The sequence below is a fragment of the Microbacterium sp. LWH13-1.2 genome (assembly GCF_038397735.1).
In the GTDB taxonomy this organism is placed as follows: Bacteria; Actinomycetota; Actinomycetes; order Actinomycetales; family Microbacteriaceae; genus Microbacterium.
Window position 1 is genome coordinate 476,208 of record NZ_CP151635.1, and the last position, 19,733, is coordinate 495,940.

A 19,733-nucleotide genomic window follows, 5' to 3' on the forward strand; every position below is an offset into this window, starting at 1 on the left:
ATGCTCGACGCACAGGAGGCCGTCGAGCTGCGTGCCCTGCACGCACGCGCCTACGGTCGTGCCGGTGCGCTGAGCGACGCCGAGGCGGCGCGCCTGGACGAGCTGGAGGCCGTGCGAACGTCGGAGAGCGAGTCGAAGCGCACGGAGCAGCCGCGGCAGCAGGTGTCGGAGCAGGTCATCGCGACTGCGGCGGCACCCTTCGCAGCCGAGGAGTCCGCGACGGCCACCTCGGCGAAGTCCCGCCTCGTCGAGACGGACGCCGACTCGCAGGGCGAGTCCCTCGCCACGGCCCTGCGACGGCATTGGACGCTCGCACTCGCCATCGCCGTGGGGGTCGCCGTCGTCGGAGTCGCGGCCGGGTGGCTGCTGTTCTCCGACCGAGGGACTGCCCCCGTCCAGCTCACGTCTGCGCAGTCGACGTCGATGTTCGCCAGTCAGGCCGAGGCTGAGGCTGCGGCGACCCTCGCCGAGAAGACCGGTCTCGACAGCCGCAGCATCATGGTCGCCGGCTACGACGACGACGTGCCGATCTGGACCGGGATCGACATGTCGACGCAGCGGTACTGCCTCGTCTACGACGGGTCGATGCCGGATCCCCCGATGGTATGCGACGACAGTCTGATGCTCGCCGATGCCGACCGTACGCTGGTGCTCGAGGTCACCGGCGTCGAGGACGGCGAGATCACGCGCTACGAGTACCGATTCGGCTACGGTCGGCAGTACCTCACCGTGACGAAGGGGACGGGTGTCGACGATGCTGCAGGAGAGTGACGCCGCCGAGCTGCGTGCCCTGCAGCTGAAGGCCTACGGACGTGACGGCGGTCTGACGCATGCGGATGCCGTGCGGTTGCAAGAACTCGAGGCGACCAGGGAGTCGACGCCGGCCGCGACTGCGGCACCGGATGCTGCCGCACCGGATACGGCCTCCCTGGAATCCGCGGAAGCGGAATCGACCGACGTGCCCGTCGCCGAAGAAGCCGCAGACGACGACTCGGCGAACGAGGCGGACACGAGCGCGCCGACCGGCGACGTGCACGCTTTCGAGACGACGACCCTGCGCGCCGCCCTCCGGCATCATTGGAAGGCGATCGCCACAGCCTCCGCGGTACTGCTGGTCATCGGTCTCGCGGCAGGGTGGGCTCTCTTCGGTCGAGCAGGAGGAATCGAGCTCACCGCAGCTCAACAGGAGCGCCGCGCCGAACTCCAGGCCGACGGCGGGTACGACCCCGGAAGTCTGAGGGCGATCGGACAGGAGGAGGGTGTCGTCGTCTGGCACGCCACCCAGCAGGACGGGGAGATGGTGTGCCTCGTCCTCGACACCCCGCAGGACTCAGCGACCCAGTGCCAGCGGAGCGAGGACGCTCAGAACGGCAACGGCATCGGGGTGTCCGTGAACCTCGATTCCGTCGAGGGTGAGGACGCCGAGCAGATCTGGGCGTCCGCAGTGCGGACCACCGAGGGCGAACTCGTGGCGATCATCCAGCGGTGGCCGAGCTCGCAGAACGACTGGCTGTCGCAGTTCGCGGGTGAGGAGCGCGTGCGCGCTGAAGAGCTTCTGGAAGAGGGCTTCCAGGACTACTCCTTCTCCGTCGTGGGCTATTTCCAGGACGCCCCCATCTGGTACGGACAGCGCCTTGTGGGAGCGACGGCCGAGGATTGTCTGGTTGTCGACGCAATCGACGGGATCGCGTGCGGGCCGCTGGGGGAAGCACAGTCCTCAGGTCTCAGCCTCGGCGGTATCACGGCAGATGTCTCAGGGAGCCTCGAGGAGTCCTGGAGCATCACCCTGGCTTTCACCTCGAACCAGACCCCGTACCTCGTCATCGCAGGAGACGTGGCGGCGGCTGACACCGCGAAGCCCGGTGCGACCGTGAAGCCCGGCGAGACGCTGGAGCTGGGTGGGGAATACCAGGATCCGATCCAGGTGGAGATACCGGCCGACGACACCGAAGGGTGAACGGTCAGTCCGCCGCGGGCACCCTGTCGGCGAGGATCGCGCGCCGCTGGTCGCCGATCCTGGTGAGGATCAACGTCGCCGACTGACTCCCCTTGAGCGTGAGCTTCTTGCGGAAGGCCGCCGGATCGACGTCCATGCCGCGTTTCTTGATCTCGAGAGTGCCGATTCCGTGAGTCTTGAGCACTGCGCTGACGGCCTTCGGATTCGCCGCCGTCGTCTCGCGCACCCGGAACGACTGCACGAACGGACTCGTCAGCGCGGCATCCGAGGTCAGATAGGCGATGCGCTCATCGAGCATGCCCGCATCGAGGCTCCGTCCGACGTCGCCGATCAGCCGTGCACGGATGACCGCTCCGTCCGGCTCGTGCAGAAAAGCCCCGAGGCCGCGCACGGGAACGTCCTCCGCGTCGGCCCCGGCCGTGAGCTCGTGTGAGCGCTCGCCGCGGATCACGAGTGCCGCGCGGCGGACATCCGCACGCGCGAGTGCTCCGGTCCACAGCACCAGCTCGACGACGCTGCCCTCGGCGCTCACCCACTGCGCCTCGGCGTCGGCGGGGAGGGACTCACGATCGTGTCCGGGGCCGAGCTTGATGCCCGTCGGTCGACGCGCTGCCAGGTCGAAGGCCCAGTCGAGCGGAGGTGAGTAGTCGTCGGACGACACCCGCCGCGTCTCGCTGTGCCCCGAGGTGCGCCGAGCAGGATCCATCCAGATCGCCCCGGTGTCGCTCGCAACGGAAGGCACGTTCTCCTGTGCCGTGCCGTGCCTCACGACCGCGCTCTCGCCGAAAGGTGCGAGGTTGTAGGCCGCGATCGCGGCTGTCACCTCGTCGGCATCCACCGCCTGTACGTCGAGGCCGGCACCGGCGAAGGCGAGGGAGTCTCCTCCGATTCCGCAGCCGAGGTCGGCGACGCTCATGATTCCGGCCCGACGCATCCGCTGCGCGTGGCGGGCGGCGACACCGAGACGTGTCGCCTGCTCGAGTCCTGCACGGGTGAACAGCATCCTCGCCGCGAAGTCTCCGAACTTGGCCTTCGCCTTGGCCCGCAGGTGCGCCTGCCCGACCACGGCCGAGACGAGATCGGGGGAGTGCCCGGCTGATCGAAGGCGCGATACCGCACGGGCCACATCGGCGACCTGATCGACGGGGCCGAGCGCATCCAGCAGTTCGAGGCCCTCGGGCGTGAGCAGGGCGCGCAGCTCGGAGATCTCCACCTGCCCAGCTTAGGCGGCGGCCCGATCAGCGCATTGGCACTCGCATTGCGTGAGTGCCAGCGGAGCGCATAGACTGGATTAGCACTCTCGGGTTGAGAGTGCGAAAAGTCTTCCTGTCAGCGTCAAGAAAGAAGAGGTAGACCGTGTCGGTTTCCATCAAGCCGCTCGAGGACCGCATCGTCATCAAGCAGGTCGAGGCCGAGCAGACCACCGCGAGTGGCCTGGTCATCCCCGACACCGCCAAGGAGAAGCCCCAGGAGGGCGAGGTCGTGGCCGTGGGCCCCGGTCGCATCGATGACAACGGCAACCGCGTTCCGCTCGACGTCGCCGTCGGTGACCGTGTCCTGTACAGCAAGTACGGCGGCACCGAGGTGAAGTTCGGCGCAGACGAGTTCCTCGTCCTGTCGGCGCGCGACGTGCTCGCAGTCGTCGTCCGCTGAGACAACGTCTTCGGAAGGCCCGGATGCATCACGCATCCGGGCCTTCCTGCATCCCGCCACGTGACCGCTGATTCCTGCCATTCTCCGACCGAGGCGGTCGCGCGGCGGGGAGCTTCTTCGCGTCGGGAATAGGGTTGTGCGGTGCCCCTGACGAACACCGCCACAGCCAGATCGACGCAGACCGCGGGTGTCGCCTATGCCGGTGGGGCGTACCTCCTCTGGGGCGTGCTGCCCCTCTACTTCCTTCTGCTCGCACCCACGGGGCCGTGGGAGGTCGTCGCGTGGCGAGTGCTGTTGTCGCTCGCCTTCTGTCTTCTGCTTCTCACCGTGACGCGCGGCTGGGCGGCGTTCGGCGCGATCATCCGGCAGCCGAGACTGCTGGCATGGACTGCTCTGGCCGGCGTCCTGATCTACGTCAACTGGCAGGTGTTCCTCATCGGCACCCTCTCGGAGAACATCGTCGAGACGAGCCTCGGGTACTTCATCAACCCGATCACCACTGTCCTGCTCGGGGTGTTCGTGCTCAAGGAGCGCATCCGCAGGCTGCAATGGGCCGCAATCGGCATCGCCGCTGTTGCAGTGATCGTGATCGTCCTCTTCTACGGCGAGTTCCCGTGGATCGCCCTCTCGCTGACGGCCTCGTTCGGGGTCTACGGCCTCATCAAGAAGAAGATCGGCCCCGCGGTCGATGCGATCAGCGGACTCACCCTCGAGTCGTTCTGGCTGATCCCGATCGCCGTCGTGCAGCTGATCCTCGTCGCCGCCACCCCCGACGGAATCACGATGGGCTCCCACGGTGTCTGGCACGCGGTGCTTCTCGCCTTCGCGGGAGTGGCGACGGCGGTGCCGCTGCTGCTGTTCGCCGCCGGCACCCGACGCATCAACCTGACCGTCATCGGGATGATCCAGTTCATCACGCCAGTCATGCAGTTCGTCATCGGCGCGGTCGTGCTGGGCGAGCCGATGCCGCCCGAGCGGTGGGCGGGGTTCATCATCGTCTGGGTCGCCATCCTGGTCTTCGTGATCGACCTGCTACTGGCAGCCCGCCGGGGGCGTCGGATCACTCAGCCCGAGCTGGTCTGAACCGGCGGATCGACAGCTGCGAAACCCGGTGTCGGATCGTTAACGCACCGAAACATCGGCGACCCCTACGCGAGACCTTTCAGTCCTAGTGTTAGAGCACCCGACCGTGGTCACAATCCACGGCCAGTCACGCAAGGGAGCATCATGACCGCATTCACGCGCTCGCGCAGCGCCAAGATCCTCGCCGGAGTCGCGCTGCTGAGCGTCTCGGCGATGGTCGTCGCAGGCTGCAGCAGCACGCCCTCGGACGAGCCGTCCGACGGTGGCGGATCGTCCGCCGACCTCACCCTCAAGCTGGGTTCGCTGCTGCCGCAGACCGGATCGCTGTCGTTCCTGGGCCCGCCCATGGAATCCGGCGTCGGACTCGCCGTCAAGGAGGTCAACGACGCTGCAGCAGGCGTCACGATCGACCTGACCGCAGAAGACGAGGGCGACACCGACACCAAGGCCTACGAGACCTCCATCACCAAGCTCCAGGGTGCAGGGGTCACCGCGATCGTCGGCGCCGCCGCATCCGGTGTCTCGCGCCTGATCCTCGACGGCAACGTCTCCGCAGGCATCCTGCAGATCTCCGCCTCGAACACCGGCCCCGACTTCACCGACTGGGACGACAACGGACTCTACTTCCGCACGGCTCCCAGCGACCTGCTGCAGGGCGAGGTGCTCGGCAACCTGATCGCCGAGGACGGCCACAAGACGCTGGGTGTCATCTACCAGAACGACGCCTACGGCACGGGTCTGTTCGAGAACATCAAGTCGACGTTCGAGGGCGCCGGTGGCGAGGTCGTCGCAGACGCGTCCTACAACGTCGGTGACGGTCAGTTCGACGCACAGGTCGAGACCATCAAGGCTCAGAACCCCGACGCCGTCGCGATCGTGTCGTTCGACCAGTTCAAGACCATCGCCCCCCTGCTGGTGAACGCGGGCATCTCGCCCGACAAGTTCTACCTGGTCGATGGAAACCTGTCGGACTACGGCTCGTCGCCCGACACGAACTTCCCGTTCTCGCTCGAGGGCGCTCAGGGCACCAAGCCGGGACCTGCGCTCGAGGACGACTTCACCGACCGTCTGCAGACGTTCTGGACGGGTGAGGGCAACCCCGAGGTCAACGACTTCACGTACGCGGCCGAGGCATACGACGCCGTCGTGCTCGTCGCACTCGCCTCGCTCGCGGCGGGTTCGACCGAGGGCGCGGACATCGCGGCCAAGATGGCCGAGGTCTCGGGCGGCACGGGCGACGGCGAGAAGTGCACCAGCTTCGCGGACTGCGCCAAGATCATCAACGACGGAGGCACCGCCGACTACGACGGCTACTCCGGCGAGATCACGTTCGACGAGAACGGCGACCCGCAGGGCGCCTCGATCGGCACGTACGTGTACGGCGCGGACAACCTGATCTCCCGCACCAACTGATCACGCGCGAAGGCCCCGGATGCTGTGCATCCGGGGCCTTCGTCGTCCCTGGTGACGCCGGTGCGCGCGAGAGCTGGGAGAGAGCGCAGTCGGCGCACGCAGAGACGACAGAGGGACGGATGCCGAAGCATCCGTCCCTCTGTCGTGGTGAGCGGTCAGGCCGCGTCGGTACCGAGCGTTCCGAGGTACAGGCCGATGACCTTCGGATCGTTCAGCAGGTCGCGTCCGGTGCCCTCGTAGGCGTCCTTGCCCTGGTCGAGCACATAGCCGCGATCGCAGATCTGCAGGCAACGGCGTGCGTTCTGCTCGACCATGATGGTGGTGACGCCCGCCTTGTTGATGTCGGAGACGCGGATGAACGCGTCGTCCTGACGCACGGGGGAGAGGCCGGCGGACGGTTCGTCGAGGAGCAGTACCGACGGATCCATCATGAGAGCCCGCGACATCGCCACCATCTGACGCTCACCGCCGGAGAGAGAGCCCGCGCGCTGCTTGAGGCGCTTGCCCAGCTCGGCGAAGATGCCGGTGACGAACTCGAGACGCTCCGTGTAGATCTTGGGGTTCTGGTAGAGCCCCATCTGCAGGTTCTCCTCGATCGAGAGCGACGGGAAGACGTTGTTCGTCTGCGGCACGAAGGCCACGCCGCGCTTGACGAGCTTGTCGGCCTTGAGCCCGACGATGCTCTCGCCGTTGACGGTGATGTCGCCGCTGCGCACGTTGACCATGCCGAAGATCGACTTCAACAGCGTCGACTTGCCCGCGCCGTTGGGCCCGATGATGCCGATCAGCTCGCCCTGGCGTGCGACGAGGTTGGCGCCGTTCAGGATGTTCACCCCCGGCAGGTATCCGGCGTGCACGTCCTTGAGTTCGACGACGACGTCGTCGGTCGGCGACGTTGCGGGGATCTCGGCGCTCATGCGTTGCCCTTCTGGTCGGGATCGGCGGTGCTCGTCGCTGCGAGCTCCGCCTCGGCCTCTGCTTCGATCTGCTCGCGGAGCTTCGCGGCGGCGGCGTTCTCGATCACGGGGATGCGACCGGTGACGGCTCCGAGATCGAGGTCCTGGTGGGCGCCGAGGTAGGCGTCGACCACCGCGGGATCTTCCATGACCTCATCGGGCGGACCTTCCGCGACGACGCGGCCCTCGGCCATCACGACGACCCAGTCGGCGATGTGGCGCACCATGTGCATGTCGTGCTCGACGAACAGCACCGTCATCCCGAGTCCCTTGAGATCGAGGATGTGGTCGAGGAGCGACTGCGTGAGAGCCGGGTTGACACCTGCCATCGGCTCGTCGAGCATCACCAGGGTCGGATCGCTCATGAGCGCCCTGGCCATCTCGAGGAGCTTGCGCTGGCCTCCCGAGAGCGAGGCCGCGAAGTCCTTCTCCTTGGCGTCGAGCTTGAATCGGGCGAGCAGCTCGCGCGCCTTCACCTCGATCTCCTGGTCCTGCTTGCGCCACAGGAACGGGAAGAGGCTCGACCAGAAGCCCTCTCCGCGCTGGCCGGGGGCTCCGAGCTTCATGTTCTCGAGCACCGTGAGCAGCGACAGCGACTTGGTCAGTTGGAACGTGCGCACCTGCCCCATGCGCGCCACCTTGAAGGAGGGGACGCCGGAGAGATTCTTCCCGTCGAACGACCAGGTGCCGCTGTTGGGCTTGTCGAATCCGCAGAGCAGGTTGAACAGCGTGGTCTTGCCCGCACCGTTCGGACCGATCAGAGCGGTGATCGCTCCGCGCGGGATCTCGACGTGGTCGACGTCGACGGCGGTCAGACCGCCGAAGCGCCGCTGCACGGCGTCGGCGACGAGGATCGGGTCCACCTTGGGCACTCCGGGGGCCGCAGGGCCCTTCGCGAGTCCCGTGGTCTTGGGGCGTCGGATGCTGCCGGTCTGGGGTGCAGCCTCGACGTTCTCGTCGGGGGTGGGTTCAATTGACAAAGGTCATCTCCCTCTTGTCTCCGAGGATGCCCTGAGGACGGAAGATCACGAGCAGCATCAGGGCGATGCCGACGAAGATGAACACCAGCGTCGAGGCCTGACTGTCGGACATCGGCAGGATGCCCGCCTTCGCCAGAGCCGGAAGCAGGTTCGCCATGAACGCGAACACGACCCAGAACAGGATCGCGCCGAGCGTGGGGCCGAAGACGGTCGCCGCGCCGCCGAGAAGCAGCACGGTCCACAGGAAGAAGGTGAGCGACGTGGTGTAGCTGCCGGGGACCACGGCGGAGGGGAGGACGAACACGATCCCACCCGCCGCGCCGATCATTCCACCGACCACGAGCGCCTGCATCTTGTAGGCGAAGACGTTCTTGCCGAGCGAGCGCACAGCGTCCTCGTCTTCGCGGATGCCCTTGAGCACCCGGCCCCACGGGCTGCGCATCAGCGCCCACACGAGCAGGATCGCGATGGCGAGGACGATGATCCCGAACACGCGGTTCCAGAGATCGTTGGCGCTGAACGTCCACGGACCGAAGCCGTAGGTGCCAGGGGGGAACGGGTTCGCGTCGCGGAATCCGCCGTTGAACTGCGCGAGTCCGTCGGCCGAATTGGTGTACTCGTCGAAGATCTGCGTCGTGAAGAGCAGACGCACGATCTCACCGGCCGCGATGGTCGCGATGGCGAGGTAGTCGGCACGCAGCCGCAGCGTCGGGATGCCGAGGAGTACAGCGAAGAACGCGCCGCCGAGGAGGCCGATCAACATGCCGATCCACCAGGGGAGGCCGAAGGTCAGCACCGAGATGGCGTAGCCGTAGCCGCCGATGGCCATGAACGCGGCCATACCGAAGTTCAGGAGGCCCGCATAGCCGAAGTGCACGGCCAGACCCGTCGCCGCCAGCGCATAGGCGATCGTGACCGGGCTGAGCAGATAGACCGCGGTGTTGGAGAGGATGCTTCCGAAGTCCATGGTCAGCCCAACCTTTCCTTGCGTCCGAGCAGACCTTGCGGCCTCACCAGGAGGATCACGATGAGCACGACGAGGGCGCTCGCGTACTTGAGGTCGGACGGGATCCACAGGGTGGAGACCTCGACCGCGATTCCGACGATGAGCGAGCCGACGAGGGCGCCGAACGCGGTTCCGAGACCACCGAGCGTGATGGCGGCGAAGATGAGCAGCAGCATCTGCATGCCCATGTCCCACTTCACACCGGGGCGGAAGTACGCCCACAGGATGCCCGAGATCGCGGCCAGCGTGCCGGCGAGGATCCAGACGTACCGGACCACCTTGTCGACATCGATACCGGAAGCCGCGGCGAGCTGCGGGTTGTCGGAGATGGCGCGGGTGGCCTTGCCGATGCGGGTGCGCGTGAGGAAGAACGCGACGCCGATGATCACGACGATGCTCACGACGATGCCGATCAGGTCGATGTACGACAGCGAGATCGGACCGAATCGGAAAGGCTCGGGGCTGGCTCCGGGGAGCTGCCGGGTGCCGCCGCCGATCAAGTACTGGAAGGCGTAGCGCAGTGCGAGCGAGAGTCCGATGCTGACGATCATCAGCTGCACGACTCCGAGGCCGCGTCGCCGCAGCGGACGCCAGATGCCGGCATCCAGGGCCCAGCCGAACAGACCGCCGCCGACCACGGCGGCCACGATGCCGACCCAGAGGTCGAGATGCCAGATGCTCGTGGTCACCAGGGCGACCAGGCCGCCCCAGGTGACCATCTCGGCGTGGGCGAAGTTCGACAGGCGGGTCGTGCCGTAGATCAGCGCCGCTCCCATCGAGGCGAGGGCCAGTAGGAGGCCGAAGTTGAGGCCGCCGACGAGGCGCGAGGCGAGCTGGTCGATGAACGAGGTCGTCATCCGCTCGCCCTCACCGAGGAAGAGGTTCATGATCTTCGTGCCGGTGAGTCCGAACTCCACCTCGAACGACGCCGTCGTCCCGGCGATCGGCTGCGTTCCCTCAGGCAGCAGCGCGGGATCCACGATCACTCCGTCGGGGAGGGTGTCCTCGTCGACCGTGAGCGTGTACGTCTCCTTCTCGGGAACGTACAGGCGCCACTTGCCCTCGGCGTCGGTCTCGGTCTCGCCCTCGAACCCGTTGCCCTTGATCGCCATGACGACGCCCTCGACAGGGTCGTCATCGAAGGTGATGACACCGGCGAAGTAGAAGTCGGTGATCTCCTGACCGTCGTCCGTCTCTTCGGCGGAGGCCGCTGCAGGAGGCTGCAACCACAGGAATGCGATGGCGAGCAGCGACGCGAGCAGGATGATGACCCACCGCATTCCGCTTCGATTCGCCGAGATCGTCGGACGCACAGAACCTCCAGCCCAGTACACAGGCCATGACGGAGTTGTTCATCGGCCTTGATGTACGACGGTATGAGCGTAATGTGTCGGCTCTGTTTCAACCAAGGCACGATCTGCTCACGGTGAGAACGATCCCATCACGAAGTTGCGAAATACCGATAGGTCACCCGTGTCGTCCTGCGCGCGATGTCAGCGGGCGCAGGGAATTTCCTCGGCCTCCTCGCGCTTAGAATTGGTACACCCTCGCCCCAGATCGCGCCCGCAGGAGGACAATCCATGGACCAGCACGACCCCTTCGGCTTCGTCGGACTCACGTACGACGATGTGCTGCTCCTCCCGGGGCACACCGACGTCATCCCCAGCGAGGCCGACACCTCGTCACGGATCACTCGCCGTATCTCGGTCGCGACTCCGCTGCTCTCCAGCGCGATGGACACCGTGACCGAGTCGCGCATGGCGATCGCGATGGCACGCGAGGGGGGCATCGGCATCCTGCACCGCAACCTGTCGATCGCCGATCAGGCAGCTCATGTCGACCGCGTCAAGCGCAGTGAATCGGGCATGATCACCGACCCGATCACGACGACGCCGGACGCGACCGTCGAAGAGGTCGACGCGCTCTGCGCCAAGTACCGCATCTCGGGGCTCCCCGTCGTCGACGCCGACGGACGCCTCGTCGGCATCATCACGAACCGCGACATGCGCTTCGTCTCAGGCTTCGAGCGCCAGACCACGTTCGTGAAAGACGTCATGACGTCTGAGGGACTCGTCACCGCGCCGGTGGGCGTCGCCGCAGGCGAGGTCATCGCCCTCTTCGCGCATCACCGCGTCGAGAAGCTTCCGCTCATCGATGAAGACGGCAAGCTCGCGGGCCTCATCACCATCAAGGACTTCGACAAGAGCGAGAAGTACCCGCTGGCCACGAAGGACGACCAGGGTCGTCTGCGCGTCGGTGCCGCGATCGGCTTCTTCGGGGATGCGTGGGAGCGTGCGGAGGCGCTGCGCGACGCGGGCGTCGACGTGCTCGTCGTGGACACCGCGAACGGTCAGTCCCAGGGCGTGATCGAACTGGTCAAGCGCATCAAGGCCGACGAGAGCTTCGCGCACATCGACGTCATCGGCGGCAACGTCGCGACCCGCGAGGGAGCTCAGGCACTCGTCGATGCGGGCGTCGACGCCGTCAAGGTCGGCGTGGGCCCGGGGTCGATCTGCACGACGCGCGTCGTCGCCGGAGTCGGTGTGCCGCAGGTCACCGCCGTGTACGAGGCGTCGCTCGCCGCCCGTCCCGCCGGTGTTCCGGTGATCGCCGACGGGGGGCTGCAGTACTCGGGTGACATCGCCAAGGCGCTCGTCGCCGGCGCCGATGCCGTCATGCTCGGCTCGCTGCTGGCCGGCACCGACGAGTCGCCGGGCGAGATCGTGTTCCAGTCGGGCAAGCAGTTCAAGCAGTACCGCGGCATGGGCTCGCTCGGAGCCATGCAGACCCGCGGCAAGCAGACCTCGTACTCGAAGGATCGCTACTTCCAGGCCGACGTGCCCAGCGACGACAAGCTGATCCCCGAGGGCATCGAGGGCCAGGTGCCCTACCGGGGCCCCGTGGCCGCTGTCGCATATCAGCTGGTCGGCGGGCTGCGCCAGTCGATGTTCTACGTCGGCGCTCGCACCATCGAAGAGCTCAAGCAGCGCGGCAAGTTCGTGCGCATCACGGCTGCGGGGCTCAAGGAGTCGCACCCGCATGACGTGCAGATCGTGGTCGAGGCGCCGAACTACAAGCGCTGAGACGAAAGAGAAGGGGCCGGATGCGAGAGCATCCGGCCCCTTCTTGTGCGCGTGCTCAGTTGCAGGTGTAGGTGACGCCGTCGACGCGCCAGACGCCCGGGCCGAGCTCGGCGCACATCGAGAACAGGTTCGCGAACACCGTCACGACCAGTACGACGCCGATGATCCACAGGATCGTGATCACCGCACCGACGATGATGCCCGCGACGGCGAGTCCCTTGGAGGCTCCCGCCTTGCCGAGCTTGACGGCGGCGACGATGCTGAGGATGAGACCGAGCGGGGCGACCACGAAAGCCAGGACGAGTCCGGCGATCGCGAGTCCGTTCCCTGCAGGTGCGGGCGGCGGGGTCGCATAGCCGGGGCCGGCGACCGGGTATGCGGCGGGGTTCGTGGCAGGGTCTGCGGCGGGGGCGTTGCCGTCCCATGCCGGCGGGGTGTACTGCGGGTCTCCGGGCGGTGGCGGGTTCGTCATGGTCGCTCCGTTCTGCATGGGCGGTCGCTGGGGTCGCCGCGCTCGTAGCCGAGCGTACTGAGGCGCGCGCCGTGCGCGCCATCCCTCGCACGAGCCTTTCGCATGTCCGCGAGGCGGCGTACCGTGCCGGTATGTGCCGCAACATCGTTCCCCTGAACAACCTCGAGCCCGCCGCCACAGACCACGAGTGTCATGACGCGGCGTTGCAGTTCGTGCGCAAGATCGCGGGAACCACGTCGCCGTCCCGAGCGAACCAGGAGGTGTTCGATCGCGCCGTCGAAGAGATCGCGCGCGCCACCAGAGCGCTCGTCGACGATCTGACGACCACCGCGCCGCGCAAGAATCGTGAAGCCGAGGCGACCAAACGGCGTGCGCGTTCGGCCGAGCGGTACGAGGCGATCCGTGTGTTCCAAGAGGAGAAGCGGGCTGCGCGCACCGCTTCCTGACGCGAGCGGAGGCCCGCGGGATCGAGTCACATCCGGTGGCGACTCGGTATGCCAGTATTTAGGGATACCCGCTCGATTTTCCTCGGGCTCGTGACGCGAAGGGCGTCGCGAGCCGCTTGCCGGAGCATGACCGGCAGGGAACCTCCCCATTGAGAGCTGCAGATATGCCTCAGGATGCACCCCGCGTCCTGGTCGTCGACGACGACCCGGACGTCGCCCTGCTCGTGAAGACCGTGCTCGAGAGGCGGGCCGGCTGCGAAGTCGTGGTGGCCGATGACGGCCTTGCAGCCGTCGAACGCCTCGCAGGCTTCAGCCCCGACGTGGTCGTCACCGACATCGAGATGCCCGGTCTCGACGGACTCGAGCTCCTCGCGGAACTCCGTCGGAAGGATCCGCTCGTCCCTGTGATCGTGATGACCGCGCATGTCTCGGTCGAGTACGCCGTCTCGGCGCTACGAGCGCAGGCTGACGAGTTCCTGACCAAGCCTCTCGACAACGCGCGACTGGTCGAGGCCGTCACGAGGCTCGCGGCCGAGGGGCGCGCCAGACGTGAGGCGAATCGCTCACCCGAGGTGGTTCTCGCGATCGGTGCGCACCCCGATGACGTCGAGATCGGCGTCGGGGGCATCCTCGCCGCCCACGCACGCGCGGGCGACTCGATCACGGTGCTCACTCTCTCTCGCGGCTCACGCGGGGGAGACGCGGAGAGCCGTCAGCATGAGTCACTGGCCTCGGCCGACATGCTGGGTGCCCGTCTCTTCCTCAAAGACCTCGTCGACACGGAGATCTCCGGAGGCGGCGCGACGGTGCGGCTGATCGAGGAGGTCGTCCAGGAGGTGCGACCGACGATCGTGTACACGCACTCCAGCCACGACCGTCATCAGGACCACCGAGCCGCGAGCGAGGCGACGATCGCCGCCACCAGGCGGGTGGGCACCGTCGCCTGCTACCAGAGCCCCTCGTCGACGATCGACTTCCGGCCGACGCGCTTCGTCCGCATCGACCAGGATCTCCCTCAGAAGCTGCGGCTGCTCGAGTGCTTCGTCTCGCAGACCGCGACGCGCGACTACCTCGAGCCCGACTTCGTGAGCGCCACCGCCCGATACTGGTCGCGTTTCGGCGGGGGAATGGCCGTGGAGCCGCTCGAGGTCGTGCGCGAGACCGCGGAGTTCATCGGTGCGCACGAACTCGCACGACGGGAGAGCTGATGACTGCACGCGTGCTGGTGACCGGTGCGGGCGGCCCCGCCGGAGTCGCGGTGATCCGCTCCCTCCTGCGTCGCTCCGACCTCGAGGTCTTCGCCGCCGACATGGACGGCTGGGCGAGCGGCATCTATCTGGTGCCCGCCACGCATCGACGGCTCGTGCCGCCGGGGCGAGACGAGGACTTCGTGCCGGCGATCTCGCGGATGGTGGCAGAGGACCGTCTCGACCTCGTGATCTCGACCGTCGACGTCGAGCTGATCGCGCTGGCCGGCCGCCGCGACGAACTCGCTCCCGCCGTGCTCGCCGCTCCTTCCCAGGACACGCTCTCGACGGCGCTCGACAAGCTCCTGCTCGCCGAGCGCTGCGAGTCCACCGGTCGCACTCCGCGCACGGTGCTCGCCGGGGCTGACGCTGCCGCCGTCGACTGGGAATTCCCGGTCTTCGCCAAGCCCCGTCAGGGCGCGGGCAGTCGGGGCATCCGCATGGTCGCCGATCGCGCGGCGCTCGAATCGCTGCCGCTGGATGAAGGACTCATCGTCCAGGACTACCTTCCGGGCGAGGAGTACTCGGTCGACGTGATCGCGGATGCCGCCGGAACCGTGGTCGCCGCCGTGCCCCGCACCCGCGCCAGAGTCGACTCGGGCGTGGCGATCGCCGGTCGCACCGTGCACGACCCTGAGCTCGAGGAGACTGCCGCCGCCATCGCGCGGGCGATCGGTCTCGTCGGCGTCGCGAACGTGCAGCTCCGCCGTGACCGCGAGGGGCGGGCCGTGCTGCTCGAAGTCAACCCGCGGTTCCCCGGAGCCCTTCCGCTCACCGTCGCAGCTGGGGTGGACATCCCCTCGCTCGTCGCGGACCTGTTCCTCGGGCGGAGCATCCCCGCGAGCATCCCCTTCCGTGAGGTCGCCTCCGTGCGCTTTCTCGAAGACATCATCGTCGAGGTCGACGAGGTGCTCGTGTCCGCGCACGCCGGACATCAGGAGGAGCTGTGACCCACGCCCTGCTGAGCGGCGATCATCACGTCCACTCGACGTTCTCGGACGATGCCGTGTCGACGCTGGCCGAGAACGTGACGGCGGCATCCGTCGCGGGCCTCGAGACGCTCCGCCTCGTCGACCACGTCCGCCGCACCACCACCTGGGTTCCCGAGTACCTCACCGCGGTGCGCGCTCTGCACGTTCCGGAGGGGCTCACGGTCCTGACCGGTGTGGAGGCGAAGATCCTGGATGCATCGGGTGAGCTCGACATCCCCGTGCTGCCTGCGGGGATCGACCGGATTCTGATCGCGGACCACCAGTTCCCGGGGGTCGATGGGCCGCTCAGCCCGAGCGCAGTGCGCGAGCGGATCGCCGCGGGCTGGGGTGCCGACGATGCACTGGACCAGCTGGTGTCCGCCCTGATCGCGGCCATGCGCCGCCACCCGGGCAATCAGCTGGCGCACTGCTTCTCCCTCCTCCCGAAGATCGGGCTGGGCGAAGACGATCTCGGCGCGGAACGGGCCGCCGCCTGGGCGACGGCCGCCGCAGAGACCGACACGATGGTCGAGGTGAACGAGAAGTGGGGGTGTCCCGGCATCCCCCTGCTCGATGCCCTGCGCGATGCAGGCGCCGAGCTCGTCGCCTCCACCGACAGCCACGTGGCGTCCGAGGTGGGGCGCTATTCGCGCGTCGCCGAGCTCCTGGGCGACCGAGCGGCGCAGCGCTGATGCCGGAGCTCACCTGGGTCGAGACCGTCGTGGTCGTCATTCTGCTGATCTGCGTTTTCGTCGGCACGCTGCCCGTCGTCAATACGGGCCTGCAGTTCCTCGTGCTGCCCCTGCACGCGTTCCGCAATCACTACAGCAAGGCCGCTCCGTATCACCCTCGCATCGCCGTGCTGATCCCCGCCTGGAACGAGGGCCTCGTGCTGGGCCAGGCGATCGACCGGCTGACGCAGCTCGAGTATCCGGCGGATCGCCTCCGGATCTTCGTGATCGATGACGCGTCGACCGACGACACCCCCGCGGTCGTGGCGGCGAAGGCCCAGGCGTATCCCGGTCGCGTCGTGCACCTGCGCCGCGAGCAGGGGGGACAGGGCAAGGCGCACACTCTCAATCACGGGCTCGAGATCGTCCTCGCGGACGAGTGGACCGAGGCCGTGCTCATCATGGATGCCGACGTGATCTTCGCGCGCGACTCGCTGCGCAAGATGAGCAGGCACCTCGCCGACGAGAAGGTCGGGGCGGTCACCGCGTACATCGCCGAGGGCAGCCGAGACCGCAACTATCTGACGCGCTTCATCGCGATCGAGTACGTGATCGGCCAGCTCTCCGCACGCCGTACCCAGAACGTGGGTGGCGCGATCGCCTGCCTCGCCGGAGGAGCACAGCTGCACTCGCGCGCGAACCTCGAGGCGATCGGCGGTCGAATCCCGACCGGCACGCTCGCCGAGGACACCATGACGACGTTCGAGGGACAGCTCGCCGGCCGGCGCATGGTCTTCGAACCGCACGCGGTCGTTCTCGCCGAAGAGCCCCGCACGATCGACAGCCTCTGGAAGCAGCGACTGCGATGGGCGCGAGGCAACGTGCAACTGACCTCGATCTATCGCAGCCTCTGGTTCCGCCCGAGCACGGTGCACAATCTGGGAAGCTTCTCGTTCGGACTCGCGTGGTTCACGATCCTGCTCCTCCCGGCGTTCATGCTCCTCGCGGCTGCGGCCCTTCTCACGCTGCTGCTCCTGCACAGCGACATCGCCGAGTTCGTGTTCCGCTTCATGTGGATCGCGGCCGCCTGCATCTACCTCTTCTCGATGCTGTATGCGGTTCAGCTGGATCCGCGGATCGGACGTCAGTCGTGGCGTGAGGCCCTGATGTTCCCGGGGCTCGGTGCTCTGCTGCTCATGGCGATCGCCCTCTTCCCCTGGCTGTTCGAGGCGGGGCTGAGCGAACTCGGACTCGCGGTCACCGACCAGACCCGATTCACGTGGGCGATCATCTTCTATCTCTGGGGTCCGATCTCGATGCTCGGCATCTGGCTCGCGCGCACCGTCGAGCCGCTCCCCGGCGGACGGTTCTTCGCCGGGCTGCTCCTGTACGTGTGCGGATACGGCTCCCTGCTCTGCGCCATCACCGTCGATTCGTACATCAAGGAATGGCGTCATGCCGACGCCGCGTGGATAAAGACCGAGAAGATCGGACGGGTCGACTCATGACCGAAGCACCTTCGCGCAGCGTCGAGGAGGAGGAGATCGCGACGGACGCCCGTCGCGAGAAGCGCCTCATCCCTCAGGCGCTCCTCGCTCTCGGCATCGTCGTCGTGATCGTCGTCGTGCGAGAGCTGTTCCTGCGATGAGCGCGCGGCCGCTGGCCCTCGTCGTCGAGGACAGCGCTGATCAGATGGATCTCCTGCGGCGGTATCTCGACCGTGAGGGATTCGATGTGTTCGCGGCGATGGACGCGGAGACCGCGATCGCCGCCTTCGCGGGGATGAACCCGGCCGTCGCGGTGATCGACCTCCTGCTCCCCGGCATCACCGGCGAGGAGTGCGCACGCCTCGTGCAGGCGAGATTTCCGGACTGCTTCCTCATCGTGAGCTCGGTGCTCGACGTGGCCGACTATCCGGATGCCGATGCGGCGCTGCCGAAGCCGATCGTCGGCGCCGACCTGCGCCGGCTGCTCCGAGGGGTGGCCCGGTGACCACGACGAACGTCGTGCAGGCGTCGATGGAGCGGGGATGGCGGAAGTACTTCGACAATCCGACGCCTCTGATCAAGCAGGGCCCCACGGCGATCGCCGTCGGGATCGCGGCACTCCTGATGTGGGCGATCCCCGGGGTGCCCGTCACCGACGGGGTCGTCGCGATCACCGGCATCCTCGCCGTGGCCGCGGTCACCGCGCTGGCGGCAGTCCTCTCCGCGCGCGGGGTGTACGACGGCTGGGCGGCGATGCTGATCCCGATCGTCAGCATCCTCGGTATCGGCGCGCTGCGCGCAGGCACCGGCGGAGCGACGTCGCTCTTCTCGTCCCTCGTGCTCCTGCCCGTGATCTGGATCGCCGCGGCTCCCGGTCGCAAGCAGGTCCTCATCGTCGGGATCTTCACGTCGATCGCCCTGCTGATGCCGAACATCATCGATCCGCCCGAGGATTCGGCCGCCTGGCTGCGCGGCATCATCGGGCCGCTCGTGTTCGCGACGGTGGGTGCGATCGTGAACGAGCTCTCCAGACTCCAGCGGCTGCGCACGTCGCAGGCCGAGGCGCTCGTCGCCGAGCGGACCGCCGCACTGGTCGCGAATCAGGCGATGCTCGAGAAGCTCAGCGCCAGCGAGCAGCAGTACCGCGGGCTGTCGGAATCGTTCGCCAGCCTCTGGAATTCGATCACCGGACAGGCGGTCATCGCGACCGACAACTGCGGCACGATCACGGCGTGGAACCCCGGAGCCGTGCGGCTTCTCGGCATGCCTGTGCGCGACGCCCTCGCGGGCGTGAGGGCCGACCGCTTCTTCGACTCGGCCATGCTCGCGCAGTTCGCACCGGCCTCGGCGGCGATGAGCAGCGAAGACCGGCTGCATCCCGGACTGCGGGCACTCTTCGACGAGGCCGACTCGGGACTGTCGGTCGACTCGCACATCGACGTCACGACGGTCGGCGGATCCTCCGTGCCGGCGCGTATGACGGTGTCGCCGTACCAGGACTCGGACGGCTCCAGACACGGCTACCTGCTCGTGATCACCGATGAGACCCGGGCGGTCGAGGTCGCGCGCATGAAGGACGAGTTCGTCGGCATGATCTCGCATGAGCTGCGCACACCGCTGAGCGCGATCATCGGATTCCTCGATCTGCTGCAGAACGACCCGGCGCAGCCGCTCACGACCGATCAGCAGGAGTTCGTCGGGATCATCGAGCGCAACGCGCAGAGACTGCTCAATCTCGTGGGCGACCTCCTCTTCACCGCTCAGGTCGAGTCCGGCAGGTTCCCGCTCGAGCGCCGAGAGGCGGACGTCGTCGAGCTCGTGCGCAACGCCGTGGAGTCCGCCGGACCCCATGCGCAGCGCGAGGGGATCGAGATCGTCGCGGAGGTGCCGACTGCTCCTGTGCGTCTGTCGATCGACTCGGGGCGGATCGGTCAGGCGCTCGACAACCTCCTCTCGAACGCGATCAAGTTCACGGGCTCCGGCGGGCGGGTCACGGCGAGCGTGCGGATGCTCGACGGAGCGGTCGAGCTCGCGGTCAGGGACACCGGCGTCGGGATCCCGGAAGACGAGCAGGGAATGCTGTTCACACGTTTCTTCCGCGCATCGACGGCGACGCAGAACGCGGTCCCCGGGGTGGGGCTCGGGCTCACGATCACCCGGGCGATCATGCTCGCCCACGGCGGATCCATGGACGTGACGAGCAAGGAGGGCGTCGGCACCGAGTTCCGGATGATCCTTCCCGCCGCCCCTCGCACGGAAGCCATCCAGGTCGTCCGGTAGGTGCGATCGACCACCGGCCTGCTTCCTG

General features: G+C 67.4%; 20 protein-coding genes. 14 read left to right on the forward strand and 6 right to left on the reverse strand.

Annotation, left to right across the window (positions count from 1 at the left end; genetic code table 11):
• Both MRBLWH13_RS02150 and MRBLWH13_RS02155 read left to right on the forward strand, forming a co-directional pair.
• Complete coding sequence (locus MRBLWH13_RS02150) at positions 1–771, forward strand: hypothetical protein (protein ID WP_341956695.1); 771 nt, start codon at positions 1–3, stop codon at positions 769–771.
• Positions 746–1,957 carry a hypothetical protein gene (locus tag MRBLWH13_RS02155; RefSeq protein WP_341956696.1) on the forward strand — a complete coding sequence of 404 codons (1,212 nt, stop codon included), beginning with the start codon at positions 746–748 and terminating at the stop codon, positions 1,955–1,957. The genes MRBLWH13_RS02150 and MRBLWH13_RS02155 overlap by 26 nt, the downstream gene beginning before the upstream one ends.
• Before the next feature lie 4 nt (positions 1,958–1,961).
• Here MRBLWH13_RS02155 and MRBLWH13_RS02160 read toward each other — a convergent pair whose 3' ends face one another.
• On the reverse strand, positions 1,962–3,170 hold the full coding sequence (locus tag MRBLWH13_RS02160) for a class I SAM-dependent methyltransferase (protein ID WP_341956697.1): 1,209 nt from the start codon (positions 3,168–3,170) through the stop codon (positions 1,962–1,964).
• 143 nt (positions 3,171–3,313) lie between these two features.
• Here MRBLWH13_RS02160 and groES point away from each other — a divergent pair, with 143 nt between their 5' ends.
• The 3 genes from groES (at position 3,314) to MRBLWH13_RS02175 (ending at position 6,106) form a co-directional block, all read left to right on the forward strand.
• Positions 3,314–3,610 (forward strand): co-chaperone GroES, encoded by a 297-nt coding sequence (groES, locus tag MRBLWH13_RS02165; protein WP_017203655.1) that lies wholly within the window; start codon positions 3,314–3,316, stop codon positions 3,608–3,610.
• Positions 3,611–3,757: 147 nt separating this feature from the next.
• Entirely contained in the window at positions 3,758–4,693 is a 936-nt protein-coding gene (gene rarD, locus MRBLWH13_RS02170) for an EamA family transporter RarD (RefSeq protein WP_341958367.1), read from the forward strand.
• Between the two features lie 144 nt (positions 4,694–4,837).
• On the forward strand, positions 4,838–6,106 hold the full coding sequence (locus tag MRBLWH13_RS02175) for an ABC transporter substrate-binding protein (RefSeq protein ID WP_056309229.1): 1,269 nt from the start codon (positions 4,838–4,840) through the stop codon (positions 6,104–6,106).
• Positions 6,107–6,261: 155 nt separating this feature from the next.
• On the opposite strand, the gene MRBLWH13_RS02180 is transcribed toward MRBLWH13_RS02175, so the two are convergent.
• The 4 genes from MRBLWH13_RS02180 to MRBLWH13_RS02195 are packed head-to-tail and all read right to left on the reverse strand — an operon-like array spanning position 6,262 to position 10,328.
• Positions 6,262–7,023, reverse strand: a complete 762-nt coding sequence (locus tag MRBLWH13_RS02180; protein ID WP_341956698.1) for an ABC transporter ATP-binding protein — start codon at positions 7,021–7,023, stop codon at positions 6,262–6,264.
• Entirely contained in the window at positions 7,020–7,985 is a 966-nt protein-coding gene (locus tag MRBLWH13_RS02185) for an ABC transporter ATP-binding protein (RefSeq protein ID WP_341958368.1), read from the reverse strand. The genes MRBLWH13_RS02180 and MRBLWH13_RS02185 overlap by 4 nt, the downstream gene beginning before the upstream one ends.
• Before the next feature lie 46 nt (positions 7,986–8,031).
• Positions 8,032–9,009 carry a branched-chain amino acid ABC transporter permease gene (locus tag MRBLWH13_RS02190; RefSeq protein ID WP_056508340.1) on the reverse strand — a complete coding sequence of 326 codons (978 nt, stop codon included), beginning with the start codon at positions 9,007–9,009 and terminating at the stop codon, positions 8,032–8,034.
• Positions 9,010–9,011: 2 nt separating this feature from the next.
• On the reverse strand, positions 9,012–10,328 hold the full coding sequence (locus MRBLWH13_RS02195; RefSeq protein WP_341956699.1) for a branched-chain amino acid ABC transporter permease: 1,317 nt from the start codon (positions 10,326–10,328) through the stop codon (positions 9,012–9,014).
• 300 nt (positions 10,329–10,628) lie between these two features.
• On the opposite strand from MRBLWH13_RS02195, the gene guaB reads away from it, so the two are divergent.
• Positions 10,629–12,131, forward strand: a complete 1,503-nt coding sequence (gene guaB, locus MRBLWH13_RS02200) for an IMP dehydrogenase (protein WP_056309221.1) — start codon at positions 10,629–10,631, stop codon at positions 12,129–12,131.
• 55 nt (positions 12,132–12,186) lie between these two features.
• On the opposite strand, the gene MRBLWH13_RS02205 is transcribed toward guaB, so the two are convergent.
• Positions 12,187–12,603, reverse strand: coding sequence for a DUF4190 domain-containing protein (locus MRBLWH13_RS02205; RefSeq protein WP_341956700.1), 417 nt, complete (start codon positions 12,601–12,603; stop codon positions 12,187–12,189).
• A gap of 131 nt (positions 12,604–12,734) precedes the next feature.
• On the opposite strand from MRBLWH13_RS02205, the gene MRBLWH13_RS02210 reads away from it, so the two are divergent.
• From MRBLWH13_RS02210 to MRBLWH13_RS02245, 8 genes are all read left to right on the forward strand, one after another.
• Positions 12,735–13,049 carry a DUF2277 domain-containing protein gene (locus MRBLWH13_RS02210; protein WP_341958370.1) on the forward strand — a complete coding sequence of 105 codons (315 nt, stop codon included), beginning with the start codon at positions 12,735–12,737 and terminating at the stop codon, positions 13,047–13,049.
• Between the two features lie 164 nt (positions 13,050–13,213).
• Complete coding sequence (locus MRBLWH13_RS02215; protein ID WP_341956701.1) at positions 13,214–14,257, forward strand: response regulator; 1,044 nt, start codon at positions 13,214–13,216, stop codon at positions 14,255–14,257.
• Complete coding sequence (locus MRBLWH13_RS02220) at positions 14,257–15,246, forward strand: ATP-grasp domain-containing protein (protein ID WP_341956702.1); 990 nt, start codon at positions 14,257–14,259, stop codon at positions 15,244–15,246. Before MRBLWH13_RS02215 ends, MRBLWH13_RS02220 begins: the two co-directional genes overlap by 1 nt.
• The gene (locus tag MRBLWH13_RS02225) at positions 15,243–15,959 is read left to right on the forward strand and encodes a PHP domain-containing protein (RefSeq protein ID WP_341956703.1); all 717 of its coding nucleotides are present in this window, start codon (positions 15,243–15,245) and stop codon (positions 15,957–15,959) included. Before MRBLWH13_RS02220 ends, MRBLWH13_RS02225 begins: the two co-directional genes overlap by 4 nt.
• Positions 15,959–17,446, forward strand: coding sequence for a glycosyltransferase family 2 protein (locus tag MRBLWH13_RS02230; protein WP_341956704.1), 1,488 nt, complete (start codon positions 15,959–15,961; stop codon positions 17,444–17,446). Before MRBLWH13_RS02225 ends, MRBLWH13_RS02230 begins: the two co-directional genes overlap by 1 nt.
• Positions 17,443–17,586: a hypothetical protein gene (locus MRBLWH13_RS02235; protein ID WP_341956705.1), complete on the forward strand. Its 144-nt coding sequence runs from the start codon at positions 17,443–17,445 to the stop codon at positions 17,584–17,586. The genes MRBLWH13_RS02230 and MRBLWH13_RS02235 overlap by 4 nt, the downstream gene beginning before the upstream one ends.
• Positions 17,583–17,930, forward strand: coding sequence for a response regulator (locus MRBLWH13_RS02240; protein ID WP_341956706.1), 348 nt, complete (start codon positions 17,583–17,585; stop codon positions 17,928–17,930). The genes MRBLWH13_RS02235 and MRBLWH13_RS02240 overlap by 4 nt, the downstream gene beginning before the upstream one ends.
• The gene (locus MRBLWH13_RS02245; protein ID WP_341956707.1) at positions 17,927–19,705 is read left to right on the forward strand and encodes an ATP-binding protein; all 1,779 of its coding nucleotides are present in this window, start codon (positions 17,927–17,929) and stop codon (positions 19,703–19,705) included. Before MRBLWH13_RS02240 ends, MRBLWH13_RS02245 begins: the two co-directional genes overlap by 4 nt.
• The last annotated feature ends 28 nt before the right edge of the window (positions 19,706–19,733 follow it).

What these genes read in the sequence shown, in the direction of transcription:
- MRBLWH13_RS02150 (WP_341956695.1), top strand. Translation starts at nt 1, where the DNA reads ATGCTCGACGCACAGGAGGCCGTCGAGCTGCGTGCCCTGCACGCACGC.
- MRBLWH13_RS02175 (WP_056309229.1), top strand. Translation starts at nt 4,838, where the DNA reads ATGACCGCATTCACGCGCTCGCGCAGCGCCAAGATCCTCGCCGGAGTC.
- MRBLWH13_RS02180 (WP_341956698.1), bottom strand. Translation starts at nt 7,023, where the DNA reads ATGAGCGCCGAGATCCCCGCAACGTCGCCGACCGACGACGTCGTCGTC.
- MRBLWH13_RS02190 (WP_056508340.1), bottom strand. Translation starts at nt 9,009, where the DNA reads ATGGACTTCGGAAGCATCCTCTCCAACACCGCGGTCTATCTGCTCAGC.
- MRBLWH13_RS02195 (WP_341956699.1), bottom strand. Translation starts at nt 10,328, where the DNA reads ATGCGGTGGGTCATCATCCTGCTCGCGTCGCTGCTCGCCATCGCATTC.
- guaB (WP_056309221.1), top strand. Translation starts at nt 10,629, where the DNA reads ATGGACCAGCACGACCCCTTCGGCTTCGTCGGACTCACGTACGACGAT.
- MRBLWH13_RS02205 (WP_341956700.1), bottom strand. Translation starts at nt 12,603, where the DNA reads ATGACGAACCCGCCACCGCCCGGAGACCCGCAGTACACCCCGCCGGCA.
- MRBLWH13_RS02210 (WP_341958370.1), top strand. Translation starts at nt 12,735, where the DNA reads ATGTGCCGCAACATCGTTCCCCTGAACAACCTCGAGCCCGCCGCCACA.
- MRBLWH13_RS02215 (WP_341956701.1), top strand. Translation starts at nt 13,214, where the DNA reads ATGCCTCAGGATGCACCCCGCGTCCTGGTCGTCGACGACGACCCGGAC.
- MRBLWH13_RS02220 (WP_341956702.1), top strand. Translation starts at nt 14,257, where the DNA reads ATGACTGCACGCGTGCTGGTGACCGGTGCGGGCGGCCCCGCCGGAGTC.
- MRBLWH13_RS02230 (WP_341956704.1), top strand. Translation starts at nt 15,959, where the DNA reads ATGCCGGAGCTCACCTGGGTCGAGACCGTCGTGGTCGTCATTCTGCTG.
- MRBLWH13_RS02235 (WP_341956705.1), top strand. Translation starts at nt 17,443, where the DNA reads ATGACCGAAGCACCTTCGCGCAGCGTCGAGGAGGAGGAGATCGCGACG.
- MRBLWH13_RS02240 (WP_341956706.1), top strand. Translation starts at nt 17,583, where the DNA reads ATGAGCGCGCGGCCGCTGGCCCTCGTCGTCGAGGACAGCGCTGATCAG.